This is a genomic window from Enterobacter sp. JUb54, from assembly GCF_014298075.1.
GTDB lineage: Bacteria > Pseudomonadota > Gammaproteobacteria > Enterobacterales > Enterobacteriaceae > Klebsiella > Klebsiella lignicola.
On record NZ_CP060418.1, the window covers coordinates 2,894,677 to 2,910,087 of the forward strand.

Annotated in this window: 15 protein-coding genes; 6 read left to right on the forward strand and 9 right to left on the reverse strand. The window is 57.6% G+C overall.

The genetic code is table 11. The features are described from left to right. Window positions 1-139: 139 nt before the first annotated feature. The gene (locus HF679_RS13335) at window positions 140-1,339 is read right to left on the reverse strand and encodes a multidrug efflux MFS transporter (protein WP_123755639.1); all 1,200 of its coding nucleotides are present in this window, start codon (window positions 1,337-1,339) and stop codon (window positions 140-142) included. A gap of 313 nt (window positions 1,340-1,652) precedes the next feature. On the opposite strand from HF679_RS13335, the gene ddlA reads away from it, so the two are divergent. Next, window positions 1,653-2,750, forward strand: coding sequence for a D-alanine--D-alanine ligase (ddlA, locus tag HF679_RS13340; RefSeq protein WP_123756213.1), 1,098 nt, complete (start codon window positions 1,653-1,655; stop codon window positions 2,748-2,750). A gap of 55 nt (window positions 2,751-2,805) precedes the next feature. On the opposite strand, the gene HF679_RS13345 is transcribed toward ddlA, so the two are convergent. Then, window positions 2,806-3,009 (reverse strand): DUF2754 family protein, encoded by a 204-nt coding sequence (locus HF679_RS13345; protein ID WP_123755638.1) that lies wholly within the window; start codon window positions 3,007-3,009, stop codon window positions 2,806-2,808. Between the two features lie 253 nt (window positions 3,010-3,262). Between HF679_RS13345 and HF679_RS13350 the strand changes: the two genes are divergently transcribed. Then, window positions 3,263-3,565 (forward strand): DUF2755 family protein, encoded by a 303-nt coding sequence (locus HF679_RS13350; protein WP_123755637.1) that lies wholly within the window; start codon window positions 3,263-3,265, stop codon window positions 3,563-3,565. On the opposite strand, the gene HF679_RS13355 is transcribed toward HF679_RS13350, so the two are convergent. The 3 genes from HF679_RS13355 to HF679_RS13365 form a co-directional block, all read right to left on the reverse strand. After that, complete coding sequence (locus HF679_RS13355; protein ID WP_187043056.1) at window positions 3,562-4,689, reverse strand: DUF1615 domain-containing protein; 1,128 nt, start codon at window positions 4,687-4,689, stop codon at window positions 3,562-3,564. The two genes, HF679_RS13350 and HF679_RS13355, sit on opposite strands and share 4 nt — an antisense overlap. Window positions 4,690-4,726: 37 nt before the next feature. Continuing rightward, window positions 4,727-5,947: a peptide antibiotic transporter SbmA gene (gene sbmA / locus HF679_RS13360; RefSeq protein ID WP_123755635.1), complete on the reverse strand. Its 1,221-nt coding sequence runs from the start codon at window positions 5,945-5,947 to the stop codon at window positions 4,727-4,729. Window positions 5,948-6,065: 118 nt separating this feature from the next. Beyond that, a complete protein-coding gene (locus tag HF679_RS13365; protein WP_123755634.1) occupies window positions 6,066-6,599 on the reverse strand; it encodes a cysteine hydrolase family protein in 534 nt (177 codons plus the stop codon). 200 nt (window positions 6,600-6,799) lie between these two features. Here HF679_RS13365 and ampH point away from each other — a divergent pair, with 200 nt between their 5' ends. From ampH to HF679_RS13385, 4 genes are all read left to right on the forward strand, one after another. After that, complete coding sequence (gene ampH, locus HF679_RS13370; RefSeq protein ID WP_123755633.1) at window positions 6,800-7,957, forward strand: D-alanyl-D-alanine-carboxypeptidase/endopeptidase AmpH; 1,158 nt, start codon at window positions 6,800-6,802, stop codon at window positions 7,955-7,957. 116 nt (window positions 7,958-8,073) lie between these two features. Continuing rightward, window positions 8,074-9,048, forward strand: coding sequence for a porphobilinogen synthase (gene hemB / locus HF679_RS13375; RefSeq protein ID WP_123755632.1), 975 nt, complete (start codon window positions 8,074-8,076; stop codon window positions 9,046-9,048). 304 nt (window positions 9,049-9,352) lie between these two features. Then, a complete protein-coding gene (locus HF679_RS13380; RefSeq protein ID WP_123755631.1) occupies window positions 9,353-9,841 on the forward strand; it encodes an REP-associated tyrosine transposase in 489 nt (162 codons plus the stop codon). Window positions 9,842-10,027: 186 nt separating this feature from the next. Further along, on the forward strand, window positions 10,028-11,746 hold the full coding sequence (locus HF679_RS13385; RefSeq protein WP_123755630.1) for a lysophospholipid acyltransferase family protein: 1,719 nt from the start codon (window positions 10,028-10,030) through the stop codon (window positions 11,744-11,746). A gap of 183 nt (window positions 11,747-11,929) precedes the next feature. Here the strand turns inward: HF679_RS13385 and tauD are convergent, their stop codons facing one another. The 4 genes from tauD to tauA are packed head-to-tail and all read right to left on the reverse strand — an operon-like array spanning window position 11,930 to window position 15,353. Beyond that, window positions 11,930-12,790, reverse strand: a complete 861-nt coding sequence (tauD, locus tag HF679_RS13390) for a taurine dioxygenase (RefSeq protein ID WP_123755629.1) — start codon at window positions 12,788-12,790, stop codon at window positions 11,930-11,932. Continuing rightward, window positions 12,787-13,614 (reverse strand): taurine ABC transporter permease TauC, encoded by an 828-nt coding sequence (gene tauC / locus HF679_RS13395; RefSeq protein WP_123755628.1) that lies wholly within the window; start codon window positions 13,612-13,614, stop codon window positions 12,787-12,789. Before tauC ends, tauD begins: the two co-directional genes overlap by 4 nt. After that, the gene (gene tauB, locus HF679_RS13400) at window positions 13,611-14,378 is read right to left on the reverse strand and encodes a taurine ABC transporter ATP-binding subunit (RefSeq protein WP_123755627.1); all 768 of its coding nucleotides are present in this window, start codon (window positions 14,376-14,378) and stop codon (window positions 13,611-13,613) included. The genes tauC and tauB overlap by 4 nt, the downstream gene beginning before the upstream one ends. A 12-nt stretch (window positions 14,379-14,390) precedes the next feature. Beyond that, window positions 14,391-15,353, reverse strand: a complete 963-nt coding sequence (tauA, locus tag HF679_RS13405) for a taurine ABC transporter substrate-binding protein (protein ID WP_154143562.1) — start codon at window positions 15,351-15,353, stop codon at window positions 14,391-14,393. Window positions 15,354-15,411: the final 58 nt, after the last annotated feature.

Below are 15,411 nucleotides of genomic sequence, written 5' to 3' on the forward strand. Positions count from 1 at the left end.
AACTGTATACGCGTAACAGTAGAAAATTAAAGCATGGCGGAAGGGAAAATGATCAATTTGTGATCAGCGCAGCATTTGCGGGAGGGAGGGGTCTAGCCACGGCATTTGCGCTCCAGCACAAACGCCGTGGGAAACAGTATTATGCGGCGGTACGGCGGCTGCGGCGCAGCATCACGGCCAGCTGCCAGAGGTTAATCAGCACGATAATGGCGGTGGCAATAAACACCCAGCGGAAACCGGCCATCGCCGAGACCGAGGCGCCAATCAGCGGGCCGACGACGTTACCGAGGTACATAAACGACTGGTTATAGCCGAAGATGCGCCCGGTGACGTTATCGCTGCAGTATTTCAGCAGCAGGGTCTGTACCGCAGGCAGCATCGCGCCATCGGCAAAGCCCAGTAAAAAGCGCAAAACGCCTAACTGCAGCGGCGTGGTGACAAACGACATGGCGAAGAACATCACCACCGCGCAGGCCAGCGTCGCCAGTAAAATCCGGGACGTACCGATTCGATCGCCAAGTTTGCCCAGACGCGGCGCCGATATCAGCGCGGATACCCCCGGCACTGCGGCAATCATCCCGGCAAGAAAGGCGATATTGTTGCTGTCCGGCGCCATCGATTTGATAAACAGCGCCAGAATAGGCCCGATGGAGCCATTGCAGAGCTGGATCACCAGGGTAGTGAAGAACAGACTAATGACCAGCCCAGGGTACGGCAGCGAGGCAAATACTTCCCGGCCGCTTAAGCGGTCGGCCTTGCTGGTTTGCGGGCGAACCCCTTCTTTAATCAGGAATAAGGTGACGAGGAAGCTCACCGTCAGCAGGATCGCGGTGATGAAAAATACCGCCCGCAGGCCAACGTGGTCGGCCAGAAAACCGCCGAGCAACGGCCCGCCGATCACGCCGCTGATTTGCGCAGTAGAGAGCGTACTGAGCGCCCAGCCGCTACGCTCGCGCGGTACCTGAGAAGCTACCAGCGCCATGGCATTTGGGATATAGCCGGAGGTCAGCCCCATTATCGCGCGCAGAATAAACAGCTGCCAGACGTTGGTCGCGAAGGCCTGGAGCAGAATCGCAATCGCCATGCCGAGGGAGGCGCGCAGCAGCATCAGCTTGCGCCCTTTGCGATCCGCCAGACTGCCCCACATGGGGGAGACAATCGCCGACACGAGGAAGGTGACGCTGAACGTCAGCCCCGACCACATCGACAGCGCCTCGTGCGAAGTCACGCCGAGCTGAGAAACATAGAGCGGCAAAAAGGGGAGAATTTGACTGATCGCCAGACCGGTAAAGAAACAACCGAACCAGACGGAGATGAGATTGACCTTCCAGGATTCCATAACTACACGTATTCATTAATTTTTTGCGAATTATTATCTAGCTTAGCAATTTCCTGAGAACGACGTATTACCAGAGATGCGCTGATGAAGAGTTTAGTGCTTTATCGTCCAATACGTTATTTCGTCGGTAAAAATAAGCACCAACCGGTCAACCCTCAGCGTGTTGTGCTGATGCCACCCCACCAACCGGGTCGGGAGCAGATTCAGCGCGCAGCTTTTAACCCCCTGCTTTCAGAGAGGAAGATTCTGGCAGCCATGCCGTCATTTCACATGCTATGTTATGTGCTTTGATGTTATCTGGATGGAAGTTGAAATGGCTAAGATGAGGGTTGGGATCGTTTTTGGCGGTAAGTCGGCAGAGCATGAAGTGTCGCTGCAGTCAGCGAAGAATATCGTGGAAGCGATTGATAAAACGCGCTTTGACGTGGTTCTGCTCGGCATTGATAAGCAGGGACTCTGGCATATCAATGACGCCGGTAACTACCTGTTAAACCCGCAGGATCCTGCCCGTATCGCGCTACGTCCTTCAGACGTCACGCTGGCGCAAATCCCTGGCCGTGAGGCGCAGCAACTGATCAATGCCGACAGCGGGCAGCCGCTGGCCGCTATCGACGTTATTTTCCCTATCGTTCACGGCACCCTCGGAGAAGACGGCTCGCTGCAGGGCATGCTGCGCATGGCCAATCTGCCGTTCGTCGGTTCCGATGTGCTCGGCTCCGCGGCCTGTATGGACAAAGACGTGACCAAGCGTCTGCTGCGCGACGCCGGGCTGTCGATTGCCCCGTTCATCACCTTAACCCGCGCCAACCGCCAGCAGTTCAGCTTCGCGCAAGTGCAGGAAAAACTGGGCCTGCCGCTGTTTGTCAAACCGGCGAACCAGGGTTCATCGGTTGGTGTCAGCAAGGTGAACACCGAAGCGCAATATCAGCAGGCGGTAGATTTGGCCTTTGAATTCGACCATAAAGTGGTGGTTGAACAAGGAATTAAAGGGCGTGAAATTGAGTGTGCGGTGCTGGGCAACGACTACCCGCAGGCCAGTACCTGCGGCGAAATCGTCCTCAACAGCGAGTTCTACGCCTACGACACCAAGTACATTGACGACCAGGGGGCCAAAGTGGTGGTTCCTGCAGCGATCTCCGGCGAGATCAACGATAAGATCCGTGAAATTGCCGTGCGTGCCTATCAGACGTTGGGCTGCAGCGGCATGGCGCGCGTCGACGTCTTCCTGACCCCGGACGATGAAGTCATCATCAACGAAATCAACACCCTGCCAGGGTTTACCAATATCAGCATGTATCCGAAGCTGTGGCAGGCTAGCGGGCTGGACTACACCAGCCTGATCAGCCGCCTGATTGAACTGGCGCTGGAGCGCCATGCGGCAGACCGCGCGCTGAAAACATCGATGAACTAATGTGCTTCCCGGGTAGCGGCGCGTGTCGCCCTACCCGGCCTGTCCTGACCCTGGGTCAGGCCTCTTCGGTCTGGCGACGACGAATAATCTTCCCCGCGATCCAGAAGCTAATCACCCAGGTCACCAGCCCGACGGCATAGGATTGCCAGCCTTGCGTCTCAAACCCCACCAGCCCTACCACGCCGTTCAGAATAAAAATTAACCCCAGCGCAAACGCATAGTAATGCCAGTCACGGCGGATTTTTTCAGTGAGTTTCATAACCACTCCGACAACAAAAAACGCATCTTCGCACAGCCGGAATCCGCGGTCTGTAGCGGCGCGGAGAATTATCAAACATTGGGATACCGCTCTACTTTTCGCCGCCCGGTCTTCGCGGGCGGCGGGCAAAAAAACAGGATTATTCCTGGCCGGAAATTAGCAGCAATCTGATACTGCCTCTGCGCGCCCGCTGCCAGAATCATCGACATGCCGTTATGTAAAGCCAGTAGGTCAGTGAGGTTCGGAGGGTTAAATGGCTGAATTCGCCTTTTCAAAATCTATTTTTAGCGGCAAAAAAAGAGGTGCCATCACCAGCAGCAATATCGCCTACACCCTGTTTGTCCTGTTCTGCTTCTGGGCTGGCGCGCAAATGCTAAGCATGCTGGTGCACGCTCCTGGTGTTTTCGAGCACCTGATGCAAATCCAGGATAACAACGCGCCGCGCATCCAGATTGGCCTGGCGGTGGGGACATTGTTTGGTCTGATCCCGTTCCTGCTCGGCTGTATGCTGATTGGGGTTTTGGGGCTTATCCTGCGCTGGAGCAACAACCGCTAGCGGCGCGCCATACAGTTGGCGCGTCGTTCATCTACCCGTTTGGCAAACCAGGCCGTCGTCAGATTGCGCGTAATTTTCGGGCTCTCAAGCTGGATCCCCGGCAGTATCTCGCGCGGCAGCGCCTTGCCAGCTTTCTTATCCGCCAGACGGAAAACCTGCTGATAGAGATCGGTTTTTTCAAACGCCAGGCTGTCGCCCTTTTTCAACTGACGGTGGATATCGTCATCGCTCATCTTCAGCGACCCGGCTAAGCGGCGTACCGCCAGCTCCGTCGTCCCTGCCTCATCACTATCATAACGAATCAGATCGCCGTCCAGCGCCAGCTTCACGCCGGTCGCCTTACTGACCGCATTCTGGAACGCGGCATTCCGACTGGCGTACCAGCCGGCGTTGAAATCGGCAAAGCGGTATAGCGGTACGCTGTAGTTCGCCGGGTAGTTGAGCAGATGATAGGTCCCGAACCACAGGCCACCGCGCAAGCTGAACACCTCCTGACGCACGGTGCCGTCGATTTTCCACGGATAACCATCGGCATGCTCCTGGGCGAAGGCAATGCTCACCTGCATCGGGCCGCCGGTGTGTACCGGGTTGAGTGAGCCAAACAGTTTCTGTCCCATCGGCACCATGCCGATAAAATCGTCAAACACGGCGCTCAGCTGCTTTTCCGTTTTTACGCTGTCCAGCCGCTCGCTGTAGCTCTTGCCGTTGGGCGAAGGAATTTTCAGGGCGGTATGCACAAGGAACACCGGGATGTGCAGTTTCTCAGCCCGGCGGTCGATCTCCTGCCAGGCGATTTTATTGAGTCCTGGCACTACCGGATCCGATTGATAGTTGGATTCCTGCTGGGCGACAGCCAGCACCGAGCAGACATTCTCCTCCGTCGGTGCCAGCTTCTGGCTCTCAAAGGCTTTGGCTATCGCCTGGGCCCACTGCTCCCTGTCTTTGACGCTGGCGGGCATTTTCTGCCGCACCACCGTCGCCACATCAACGGGCTTTTTGCCCTCTTTGAGTACCGGCGCCTGCTGGCTGGTACAGGCGCTGAGGATCCCCCCGGCTAACAGCGTCAGCGCGCATGAAACACGACGTGGTACCACGGTGGTCCTGTACTTTCCTTGTCTACGCATCATCCTTCAGTCTGCCTCTGTTATGGGGGTTTCGGGGTTAACTCAACGTCTGGGTCACTGGTTGCAGATCTTTACCGTCGAGTTCGCGTTCAAAGCTGCGCAGACGTTTGTAGATGGACATCAGTTCCACCAGCGTGGTCCACGAGCTAATCAGATACTGGAACGAACCACGTACCTGACCGAAAACGTTGGTGATCTGCGTCATCAGACCCAGCGTAATGGTACCGGCAACAATCGACGGAAACAGCAGGAACAAACCGAAAACGTTATCCACCTGCAGATACAGAATCCGCGCGATGTTGAAGTACATGTAGTGGAAATAGAGGCGGAAATAGTTGCGACGCACGGCGCTAAACAGCTCCCGCACCGTCGGCGGCGTGGCACGCGCGGCGTCATCTTCCCCGTACACCAGCTCTTTACGGTACGCCGCTTCGACGCGCTGGTTTTTAAATTCCAGCCCCGGCAGCTTGATCCCGACTACCGCCAGCAAACCGGTCCCCATCAGGGACCAGACGATCGCCGCAATCACCAGGCCATAGGGCAGATGGCCGACAATCGGCAGATCCGGCACGTGCTCGGACAGGGTTACCAGCACCGGCAGGAAGGCAATCAGGGTCATGACGGCGTTGATAAAGCTGACGCCCATATCTTCAAGGGTGGAGGCAAAGCGCATGGTATCTTCCTGCACACGCTGGGCGGCACCTTCGATATGACGCAGATGGTGCCAGTGCGCCATATAGTGTTCGTTCATCGCCGTACGCCAGCGGAAGACATAGTGGCTGACGAAGAAGTTGTTCATTACCCCAATAATTACCGCAATGATGGCAATCCCGAGGAACACGCCAATTTCCTGATAAAACTGGTTAATGCTGACCTTATGCGGCGTCGCCAGCGCGGTCTGGATAAGATCGTAGAACGGCGCGTACCAGGCGTTAATCGCCACCCCGACTTCCACCAAGAACCAGGTGACAAAAATAATCAGCGAGGTCCCGAGAATCGACCAGTATTGCCAGCGATGCGGGCTATAAATAAACCAGAACAGGGCAAAAATACCCACGCAGAGAGCATAGTAAGCGTAGAAGACCAGATAGTTCAGCGACCAGAAACGCGCGGCACTGATGGCAACGTTCTGCGAGGCTCCGGTTATACGCAGCAGCCAGTCACCTCCTCCAGCCTGCCAGAAGATCACGGCAATCAGCGACCAGACAAGAACTGAGAGAAAAAACGGCCCCGGTTTGGGGAAAAAAGATTTAAACATCATGTACTCCTGCTAACTGCTTTATCATTCTGGCTATGCTGTGTACCACGAGTATGCCTGCTGCATAGCGGCGGCAGCCGTGGAAAGTGGTTGGGTGATGAGACCGAAAATCAGCGGCTTAGTTCGTCCGCCATTCAGTCAGAATTGTTTCTACGGGTTTCACATGTAAAGGATTGCCGGGTACGGTTAAGGTACGCCAGACATCGTTGTAGTGGTCGATGAGCATTTTAGCCGGCGCAGCGGGACGATTGGCGGTGGTGTGCGCATCTTCGGCAACGGTGATGGCATAGCCGCGACTGGCACCGTTTTTGATGGTGGTATCGACGCAATAATCGGTCGCGCAGCCGCAAATCACGAACTGCTGGATCCCCTGCTCGCGCAAGACCTGTTCAAGCTGGGTGTTATAGAAGGCATCGCAGGCTGTTTTGGTGACATGAATGGAGTCTGCCGGGTGTTCCAGCTCCGCCAGCAGCGCAAAGCCGTCACTGCCCTCCTCCAGTCCGCCGTCCTCAGCATGCTGAATGAAAATAACGCGATCCGCGGCGCGTATCAGATGATTAATCTGGGCGACGCAACGCTCACGCTCAATGCGCGGCATCGCAAAAACACCATTTTGCATATCGACTACCATTACCACCCGTTGAGCCGCCATTTTTCTCTCTCATGACCTGATAAATCAAAGACTCATCATACGCGTCCGCCGGGCAATGCGAATATCCGAAATCATAAAAAAATCCTTTTTACCCACGGTTACGTTTTTCCGCGAAATATTGTCGTTATTGCACATCGCTGCGCCTCACTTCGTAGTATAAATACGTTCTATATTTCTACTCATCATTATGGATACCACCGTTGAAACGTAGTCTGCTTGTTTTTGCTGCACTTTGCGCGGCGTCGTGGACCTCGGTCCAGGCAGCTCAACCGATCGTTGACCCTGAATTTGCTGCCGATGTTGTCGATCGTTACGCCAACCATATCTATTACGGCAGCGGTGCCACCGGTATGGCGCTGGTGGTTATCGACGGTAATCAGCGTGTTTTCCGCAGTTTTGGCGAAACACGCCCGGGCAACAATGAGCACCCGCAGCTGGATTCGGTGATCCGCATTGCGTCGCTAAGTAAACTGATGACCAGCGAGATGCTGGTGAAAATGCTCGATCAGGGCGTCGTGAAGCTTAACGATCCGCTCAGCAAGTATGCGCCACCGGGTGCCCGGGTTCCGACCTATCAGGGAACCCCGATTACGCTGGTGAACCTGGCAACCCATACCAGCGCCCTACCGCGTGAGCAGCCGGGCGGCGCGGCACATCGTCCGGTCTTCGTCTGGCCAACCCGCGATCAACGCTGGTCATGGCTGTCAACAGCATCGCTGAAAGCGGCACCTGGCACCCAGGCAGCTTACTCGAATCTCGCGTTTGATCTGCTGGCCGACGCCCTTGCTACCGCGTCTGGTAAACCCTATCCGCAGCTGTTTGAAGAGCAGATCACCCGCCCGCTGGGTATGAAAGACACCACCTTTACGCCGTCACCGGACCAGTGCGGCCGCCTGATGGTTGCCGAGAAAGGCGCCAGCCCGTGTAACAATACCCTGGCGGCGATCGGCAGCGGCGGCGTGTACTCAACGCCGGGCGATATGATGCGCTGGATGCAGCAGTTCTTGTCTTCTGATTTTTATACCCGCGGGCGCCAGGCCGACCGTATGCAAACGTTGATTTATCAACGCAGTCAGCTCACCCGCGTTATCGGGATGGACGTGCCGGGCAAAGCCGATGCGCTGGGCCTCGGTTGGGTTTATATGAAACCTAAAAATGGTCAGCCGGGCATTATTCAGAAAACCGGCGGCGGAGGCGGGTTTATTACCTATATGGCGATGAATCCACAGGCAAACATCGGTGCGTTTGTGGTGGTTACCCGTTCATCGTTGACCCGCTTTAGCAATATGAGCAACGGCATCAACGATCTGGTCAGCGAGTTGAGCGGCGGACAGCCGGCTCCGGTACCGGAATCCTGAGAATCATCACTGAATAGAGCGCCAAAGGAATGCGGGTAAAATGCTTCCTTTGGCGAAACATCCCACCGAAATTTCAGTTAGACTAGTTGTTTTCATTTCACAAAATCAGGCAAACCATGACAGATTTAATCACTCGCCCCCGCCGTTTGCGTCAATCTGCTTCGCTGCGCGCTATGTTTGAAGAGACAACACTGAGTTTGAACGACCTGGTGTTGCCGATCTTTGTTGAAGAAGAAATCGACGATTACAAAGCCATCGAAGCGATGCCCGGCGTGATGCGCATTCCGGAAAAGTACCTGGCCCGCGAAATTGAACGTATCGCTAACGCCGGTATCCGCTCGGTTATGACCTTCGGTATTTCCCACCATACCGATGCAACCGGCAGCGATGCCTGGAATGAGAACGGCCTGGTGGCGCGTATGTCCCGCATCAGTAAGGACGCGGTACCGGAGATGATCGTGATGTCCGATACCTGCTTCTGCGAATACACCTCACACGGCCACTGCGGTGTCTTGTGCGACCACGGCGTTGACAACGATGCCACCCTGGAGAACCTGGGTAAACAGGCGGTAGTTGCCGCAGCCGCTGGTGCCGATTTTATTGCGCCATCCGCCGCCATGGACGGTCAGGTGCAGGCCATTCGCCACGCGCTGGACGTCGCCGGTTTCACCAATACCGCCATCATGTCCTACTCCACCAAGTTTGCATCATCGTTCTACGGCCCGTTCCGTGAAGCAGCCGGTACCGCGCTGAAAGGCGATCGTAAGACCTATCAGATGAGCCCGATGAACCGCCGTGAAGCGATTCGTGAATCCCTGCTGGACGAAGCCCAGGGTGCAGATTGCCTGATGGTCAAACCGGCGGGCGCCTACCTGGATATCCTGCGTGATATTCGCGAACGCAGTGACCTGCCGCTCGGCGCGTACCAGGTCAGCGGCGAATACGCGATGATCAAGTTTGCCGCGCAGGCCGGCGCTATCGATGAAGAAAAAGTGGTGCTGGAAAGCCTTGGCGCGATTAAACGTGCCGGTGCGGATCTGATCTTCAGCTATTTCGCCCTCGATTTAGCCGAAAAGAAAATCCTGCGTTAATTTCCTGTAATTCCCCCGGTGGCGCTGCGCTGACCGGGCTACAGGCCCGCCGCAATATTGTGACCTTGCTGGCTGGCACCATTCCCGGTGGCGCTGCGCTGACCGGGCTACGGGCCCACCGCAATATTGTGACCTTGTAGCCCGGACAGGCGCCACGCGCCGCCTCCGGGGATGCCCTGCTCTCGCTGCGGTTACTGATATTTTACGAGCGCCTTTCCATTCTCTTCCCGTGGTCGTTGTTTCTGCATCTCTCCGCATTTATCTTCCTGCTCTCACGCAATCCGTTCTGAGCAAGGAGCTCGCCGTGGTCGCCTATCGTCGTAACTACATTCAAGGTGGAACCTGGTTTTTCACCGTCAATTTGCGCAACAGAAGAAGCTCACTTCTGACTCAGGAAATCAGGGAATTACGCCGCGCTATTCTCACCGTCAAACAACGCAAGCCGTTTATTATCGATGCATGGGTCGTTCTGCCGGAACACCTGCATTGCATCTGGACGTTGCCTGAACATGATTGTGATTTTTCTGCTCGCTGGCGGGACATAAAAAGAGGGTTTACCCGTGCATTGAAACTACACCGGGTCTGGCAGCCGCGGTTCTGGGAACACACGATTCGACATCAGCAGGACTACCGGCGTCATATTGACTATATCTACATGAATCCGCTCAAACATGGCTGGGTACACCAGGTACGGGACTGGCCTTTTTCAACCTTTCATCGGGATGTGAGGTTAGGGTTATATCCTGCAGACTGGGGTGGAGAGAAGGATGATTTCCCCTGCGGAGAGCGTTGAAGGTCATCTCCCCCGGTGGCGCTGCGCTGACCGGGACTACATACTTGTGCACTGTAGCCCGGATAAGGTGCCTGCACCGCCATCCGGGAACATACCTGCACACCGCGATACGTAATGTTCACCCAACTGTAATCTGAGCGACACTTGCACCTTCTACTGTCTGGGCAGGACGGAGGAGGAAGCGCTATGTTTAGTCTCGACAATGTACTCGACGACCTGTGGCCTCAGGCGAGGCCTGCCCCCTGGCAAAAAAAACTACTCAAAAAATTACTGCATGAAGACGAGTTTCAACAATTTGCCGCTCGCCATCGCCACCTGAAAGGACTTGATACGGTCGAACAGGTGCTCGAACATCTCAATATCCGCTGCGCCATCCCGGCGCACGATCTGGAACAAATCCCCGAACACGGCCCGCTGGTGATCGTCTCAAACCATCCCACCGGCACGCTTGATGGCCTCGCGCTACTCTATGCCGTCTCCCGAGTGCGTCGCGATGTCAAAGTCGTCACCAACCGCCTGTTAAGCCATCTGGAGCCGCTCAGCTCGCTGTTTATTCCCGTCGACAACATCAACGGGCGCACCGCCAAAGCCGCCTTGCAGCAGATGGATCACCAGCTCCAGAACGGCGGCGTGCTGATCTTCTTCCCGGCGGGCGAAGTGTCGCGTCTGACGCGTCGGGGCATTCGCGATAAAAAATGGCACCCCGGCTTTATCAAGCTGGCCACCAAATACCGCGCCCCGCTGCTTCCGGTCTCGATCCGCGCCCATAACAGCGCGCTGTTTTACGCCAGCACGCTGCTCTCCGACAACCTGCCGATGTTGCTGCTGATGCAGCAGATGTTCCGTCGCCGCAACAGCAGCCTGCCGATCGCCATCGGCCAACAAGTGGCCTGGTCTTCCTGGTATCAGCCGCAGGCCTCGCCCCGTGAACTGGCGGATCGCTGCTATCGCCACGTCGAACGGCTGGGTAAAGGCCTGCCGGGCGTGTTTAAAACCGAAAGCGCGATTGCGCGACCGGAAGACCGCGCGCTGCTCAAGCGTGAGCTCAGCCAGGCCGAATGCCTGGGGCGCACGGCGGACGGCAAAATGATCTATCTGTGGCAGCGTCAGGAGCAGGAGGATGCGCCACTGCTACGCGAGCTGGGCCGCCTGCGAGAAATCGCCTTTCGTGCGGTCGGTGAAGGCAGCGGTAAACGACGCGACGTCGACGGGTATGACGACGATTATCTGCATCTGATTTTGTGGGATGAAGAAGACCTGGAGATCGTCGGTGCCTACCGTTTTATGCCCACCGGCCAGCAGCGGGAAAAGCGCGGGCTGGAAGGGATCTACAGCTACAGCCTGTTTCATTACGATGCAAGGATGGAGGATATCCTCACTCATGGTATCGAACTGGGGCGCAGCTTTATCCAACCGCGTTACTGGGGACGCCGCGGGCTTGATTACCTGTGGTCCGGTATCGGGGCCTATCTGGCGCGCTACCCGCACTACCGGTATTTGTTTGGCCCGGTCTCTATTTCCGGCGGTCTGCCGCCTGCGGCACGCGATCTGCTGGTGGCCTTCTATCGCCTGTGGTTCCCGGCCATGCATCCGCTGGCGGAGTCTCGTCGTCCTTATCCTGCCTCGCTGCCCGACGTGCTGGCGCAGTTTGGCGGCGAAGATTATAACGAGGATCTGACGAGGCTGAAGTCGCTGCTGGGCAATCTCGGCTGCGCCATTCCGCCGCTGTATAAACAGTACTCCGAGGTCTGCGAACCGGGCGGCGTGCAGTTTATCGATTTCGGCAGCGACCCGGATTTCAACAACTGCGTCGATGGTCTGGTGCTGGTGGATTTGACCTATCTGAAAGCGAATCGCTATCAGCGCTATATTGGCGCGCATCTGGACTCGCAAAAGTCGGCGTAACGGCTCTTTTCCCGGAGGCGGCGCGTTGCGCCTGTCCGGGCTACAAGGCCACAACATCACGCTGACCCCGGAGGCGGCGCGACGCGCCTGTCCGGGCTACAAGGCACAACGTCGCGCAGGGCCGTAGCCCGGTCAGCGCAGCGCCACCGGGAATGGTGCCAGCCGCCTGTCCGGGCTACAGGGTCATGCTGAACTCGTAGCCCGGTAATAGGGTTTATCACCAAGGATGGTCGCCCGGTGCATGATGCGCCGCTGCGGCAGATAGTCGGCATTGGCGTAGTGTTGCGTCACCCGGTTATCCCAGATGGCCACATCGTCAGGCTGCCAGCGCCAGCGCACCTGAAATTCCGGCTTCGTAATGTGGGCAAACAGGAAGCTTAACAGCGCCTCGCTCTCTTTTTCCGTCACGTCGACAATGCGGGTGGTGAATCCTTCGTTCACGAACAGTGCCTGCTTGCCGGTCACCGGATGGGTACGCACCACCGGGTGCAGCAGCGGCGGATTCTTGCTCACCGCCTCCAGCCAGCGCTGATGCTCCGCCTCGGTGTTGCGGTATTTATACTCCTGGAACGATTTACGGAAATCATGTTCCGCCCGCAGTCCGCTGAGCAACTGACGAAAAGGCGCCGAAAGCGCCTCATAGGCCGCCACGCCGCTGGTCCACAGCGTATCGCCACCGGTCACCGGCAGCTCCTTCGCCGCCAGAATCGCCCCGGCGGGCGGCGTCTCAATAAACGTCACATCGGTGTGCCAGTTATCGTTATCCGGCGGATTATCGTCATGGGTATCGAGCACAATGATCTCATCGACTCCTGGCGCATGCGGATACACCGGATGAATATGCAGATCGCCAAAGCGCAACGCCAGGTCGCGCTGCTGCTGCGGGGTGATGTGCTGCCCGCGCAGGAACACCACCTGGTGACGCAGCACCGCATGATACAGCTGTTCAAACTGGTTATCGTTCAGCGGACGAGTCAGATCGGCACCGGTAACTTGCGCGCCAATGTACGGCCCCAGCGGGGTAATGCTCAGACGTTCACTCATTGTATTTCTCCATGCCAGGGCGTCAGTCGGCGCTGTAATGCGCGCAGTCCCAGTTCTAACAGAAACGCGATAATCGCAATCACCGCAATGCCGGCCAGCACCACATCGGTCGCGAGGAATTCACCGGCGGATTGCACCATAAAACCTAAACCGCGGGTGGCGGCAATCAGCTCCGCGGCCACCAACGTTGACCAGCCCACCCCCAGCCCGATACGCAGCCCGGTCAGGATTTCCGGCAACGCGCCAGGCAGGATCACCAGCCACAACACCTGCGCCCGGCTGGCGCCTAAGGATTGCGCCGCGCGAATACGTACCGGCTGGGCGCTTTTCACCCCCGCCAGCGTCGCCATCACCACCGGGGCGAAAATCGCGAGATAGATCAGTAATATTTTTGGCGTTTCGCCGATCCCAAACCAGATGATCACCAGCGGCAGCCACGCCAGCGGCGGCACCGGACGATACAGCTCAATTAACGGATCGAGGATCCCGTGCACCGTCGGATTCAGCCCCATCGCGATCCCCACCGGAACGCCCACGATCGTCGCCGCCGCGAGGGCGATCACGATCCGCGTCAGGCTTGCCGCCAGATGCTGCCACAGCGTGGCATCCATAAAGCCCTGCGGCCCGGCAATCACCAGCAGCTTGCGAAATACCTGCTCCGGCGGCGGAAGAAACAGCGGGCTAATCAGCCCAATGGCGGTCACGGCCCACCAGGCCGCCAGCAGCACCGCCAGCGTCGAAAAACTCAACGTCAGCTGACGGGAGAGCGGCCAGCGCCACTTCAACGCCCGCGGGCGCGGTTTGTCATTGATCACGACGCTCATGAGAAGGCCTCCCGTTGTTCAAATACCCGGCTCAGGACGTATTCACGCTGTTCGATAAACAGCGGGTCGGATTTGATGCTGCGGCAGGACTCCCCGGCAACAAAACGGCGACCAAAATTGAGCGGCAAACGCTCCAGCACCCGCCCCGGCCCCGGCGACAGCAGCACCAGCTCGGTGGCCATAAATACCGCCTCTTCGATATCGTGAGTGATCAGCAGCACCTGTTTTCCGGTCTCATGCCACAGGCTGAGCAGCAGGGTTTGCATCTGCTCACGGGTGAAAGCGTCCAGCGCGCCAAACGGCTCATCAAGCAGCAGCAACTGCGGGTTCGCCGCCAGCGCTCTGGCAATGCCGACCCGCTGACGCTGGCCGCCTGAGAGTTGCCAGATAAAGCGTTTCCCCGCCCCTTCCAGCCCGACTTTTTTCAGCATCCGCGCCGCCGTCTCCCGGCGCACGGCTTTGTCGACGCCTGCCAGCTGTAGTCCGAGGGCAACGTTATCCTGCACGTTACGCCACGGCAGCAGCCCTTCATGTTGAAACACCACGCCGCGCTCGGCGCCCGGTCCGTCAACCCGTTTTCCTTCGAGGGTGATGCTGCCGTGCTGATAAGGCACAAATCCGGCAATCAGGTTCAGCAGCGTGGTTTTGCCACAGCCGGATGGCCCGAGGACCACCAGCAGTTCGCCGCTGTCCAGCGTCAGGTTGATATCTGCCAGCGCCGGTTTACCCGCGTAGTCGGCAGAGAGGTGCGAGATTTGCAGCATCAAAGCCTCCTGTTACTTCACAAAACGGTCGGTGACGTACTGGCGGTAGTCGCTGCCGGCCGCCGGCACCTTGCCCTGCTCTTTGAGGAACTTCGCAGTATCGACAATCGCCTCGTTTACCGGGCCATTCAGCGCCTGCGCCTGCTGGGCGGCGGTCAGGTAGGTATTACCTTTCACCAGCCCCGGGACATCGGCATCCGGGACGCCGCTCAGGCGCGCCAGTTTGCTGATGTTATCCGGCTGCTTCAGCCACTGCTCCGGATTGGCGATGTACGCTTGCTGGGCCTCGATCGCGCTCTTCGCAAAGGCTTTCACGATGTCCGGGTGCTGCTCGGCAAAATCTTTGCGTACCACCCAGACGTCCAGCGTCGGCGCGCCCCACTCGCCCACCTGCGACGAATCGGTCAACACGGTGCCCTCTTTTTCCAGCTCGTTTACCGCCGGCGCCCAGACGTAGGCCCCGTCAATATCGCCACGCTGCCAGGCGGCAATAATCGCCGGCGGCTGCAGATTGATGATCTGCACCTGACCCGGCTTAATGCCCCAGTGTTTCAGCGCCGACAGCAGGCTGTAGTGGGTGGTGGAGATAAACGGCACCGCGATGCGTTTGCCGATCAGATCTTCGGGTTTGGTGATGCTCTTTTTCACCACCAGCGCTTCGGAATTGCCGAGCTTCGACGCCAGCAGGAACACTTCAATCGGCACCTGCTGGCTGGCGGCCACCGCCAGCGGGCTGGAACCGAGGTTACCGATTTGCACATCGCCGGAGGCCAGCGCGCGGACGATGCTCGACCCGCTATCGAATTTGCGCCAGTCGACGGTTGCGCCGCTGGTTTTCGCAAAGGTGTTATCCGCCTGCGCGACTTTCGCCGGTTCAGCAGAGGTCTGATAGGCCACGGTAACGTTGACCGCCTGGGCCTGGAATGCCGCAAGCGCCAGGGCGGTAATAAGTGTGATGCGCGATGTTAGTGCCATAGTGTCTGCTGTCCTCATCTCCCGTCATACTTCGAGCCGCATGTGCGTTGGCTACAAC

What these genes read in the sequence shown, in the direction of transcription:
- HF679_RS13335 (WP_123755639.1), bottom strand. Translation starts at nt 1,339, where the DNA reads ATGGAATCCTGGAAGGTCAATCTCATCTCCGTCTGGTTCGGTTGTTTC.
- ddlA (WP_123756213.1), top strand. Translation starts at nt 1,653, where the DNA reads ATGGCTAAGATGAGGGTTGGGATCGTTTTTGGCGGTAAGTCGGCAGAG.
- HF679_RS13345 (WP_123755638.1), bottom strand. Translation starts at nt 3,009, where the DNA reads ATGAAACTCACTGAAAAAATCCGCCGTGACTGGCATTACTATGCGTTT.
- HF679_RS13350 (WP_123755637.1), top strand. Translation starts at nt 3,263, where the DNA reads ATGGCTGAATTCGCCTTTTCAAAATCTATTTTTAGCGGCAAAAAAAGA.
- HF679_RS13355 (WP_187043056.1), bottom strand. Translation starts at nt 4,689, where the DNA reads ATGCGTAGACAAGGAAAGTACAGGACCACCGTGGTACCACGTCGTGTT.
- sbmA (WP_123755635.1), bottom strand. Translation starts at nt 5,947, where the DNA reads ATGTTTAAATCTTTTTTCCCCAAACCGGGGCCGTTTTTTCTCTCAGTT.
- HF679_RS13365 (WP_123755634.1), bottom strand. Translation starts at nt 6,599, where the DNA reads ATGGCGGCTCAACGGGTGGTAATGGTAGTCGATATGCAAAATGGTGTT.
- hemB (WP_123755632.1), top strand. Translation starts at nt 8,074, where the DNA reads ATGACAGATTTAATCACTCGCCCCCGCCGTTTGCGTCAATCTGCTTCG.
- HF679_RS13385 (WP_123755630.1), top strand. Translation starts at nt 10,028, where the DNA reads ATGTTTAGTCTCGACAATGTACTCGACGACCTGTGGCCTCAGGCGAGG.
- tauD (WP_123755629.1), bottom strand. Translation starts at nt 12,790, where the DNA reads ATGAGTGAACGTCTGAGCATTACCCCGCTGGGGCCGTACATTGGCGCG.
- tauC (WP_123755628.1), bottom strand. Translation starts at nt 13,614, where the DNA reads ATGAGCGTCGTGATCAATGACAAACCGCGCCCGCGGGCGTTGAAGTGG.
- tauB (WP_123755627.1), bottom strand. Translation starts at nt 14,378, where the DNA reads ATGCTGCAAATCTCGCACCTCTCTGCCGACTACGCGGGTAAACCGGCG.
- tauA (WP_154143562.1), bottom strand. Translation starts at nt 15,353, where the DNA reads ATGGCACTAACATCGCGCATCACACTTATTACCGCCCTGGCGCTTGCG.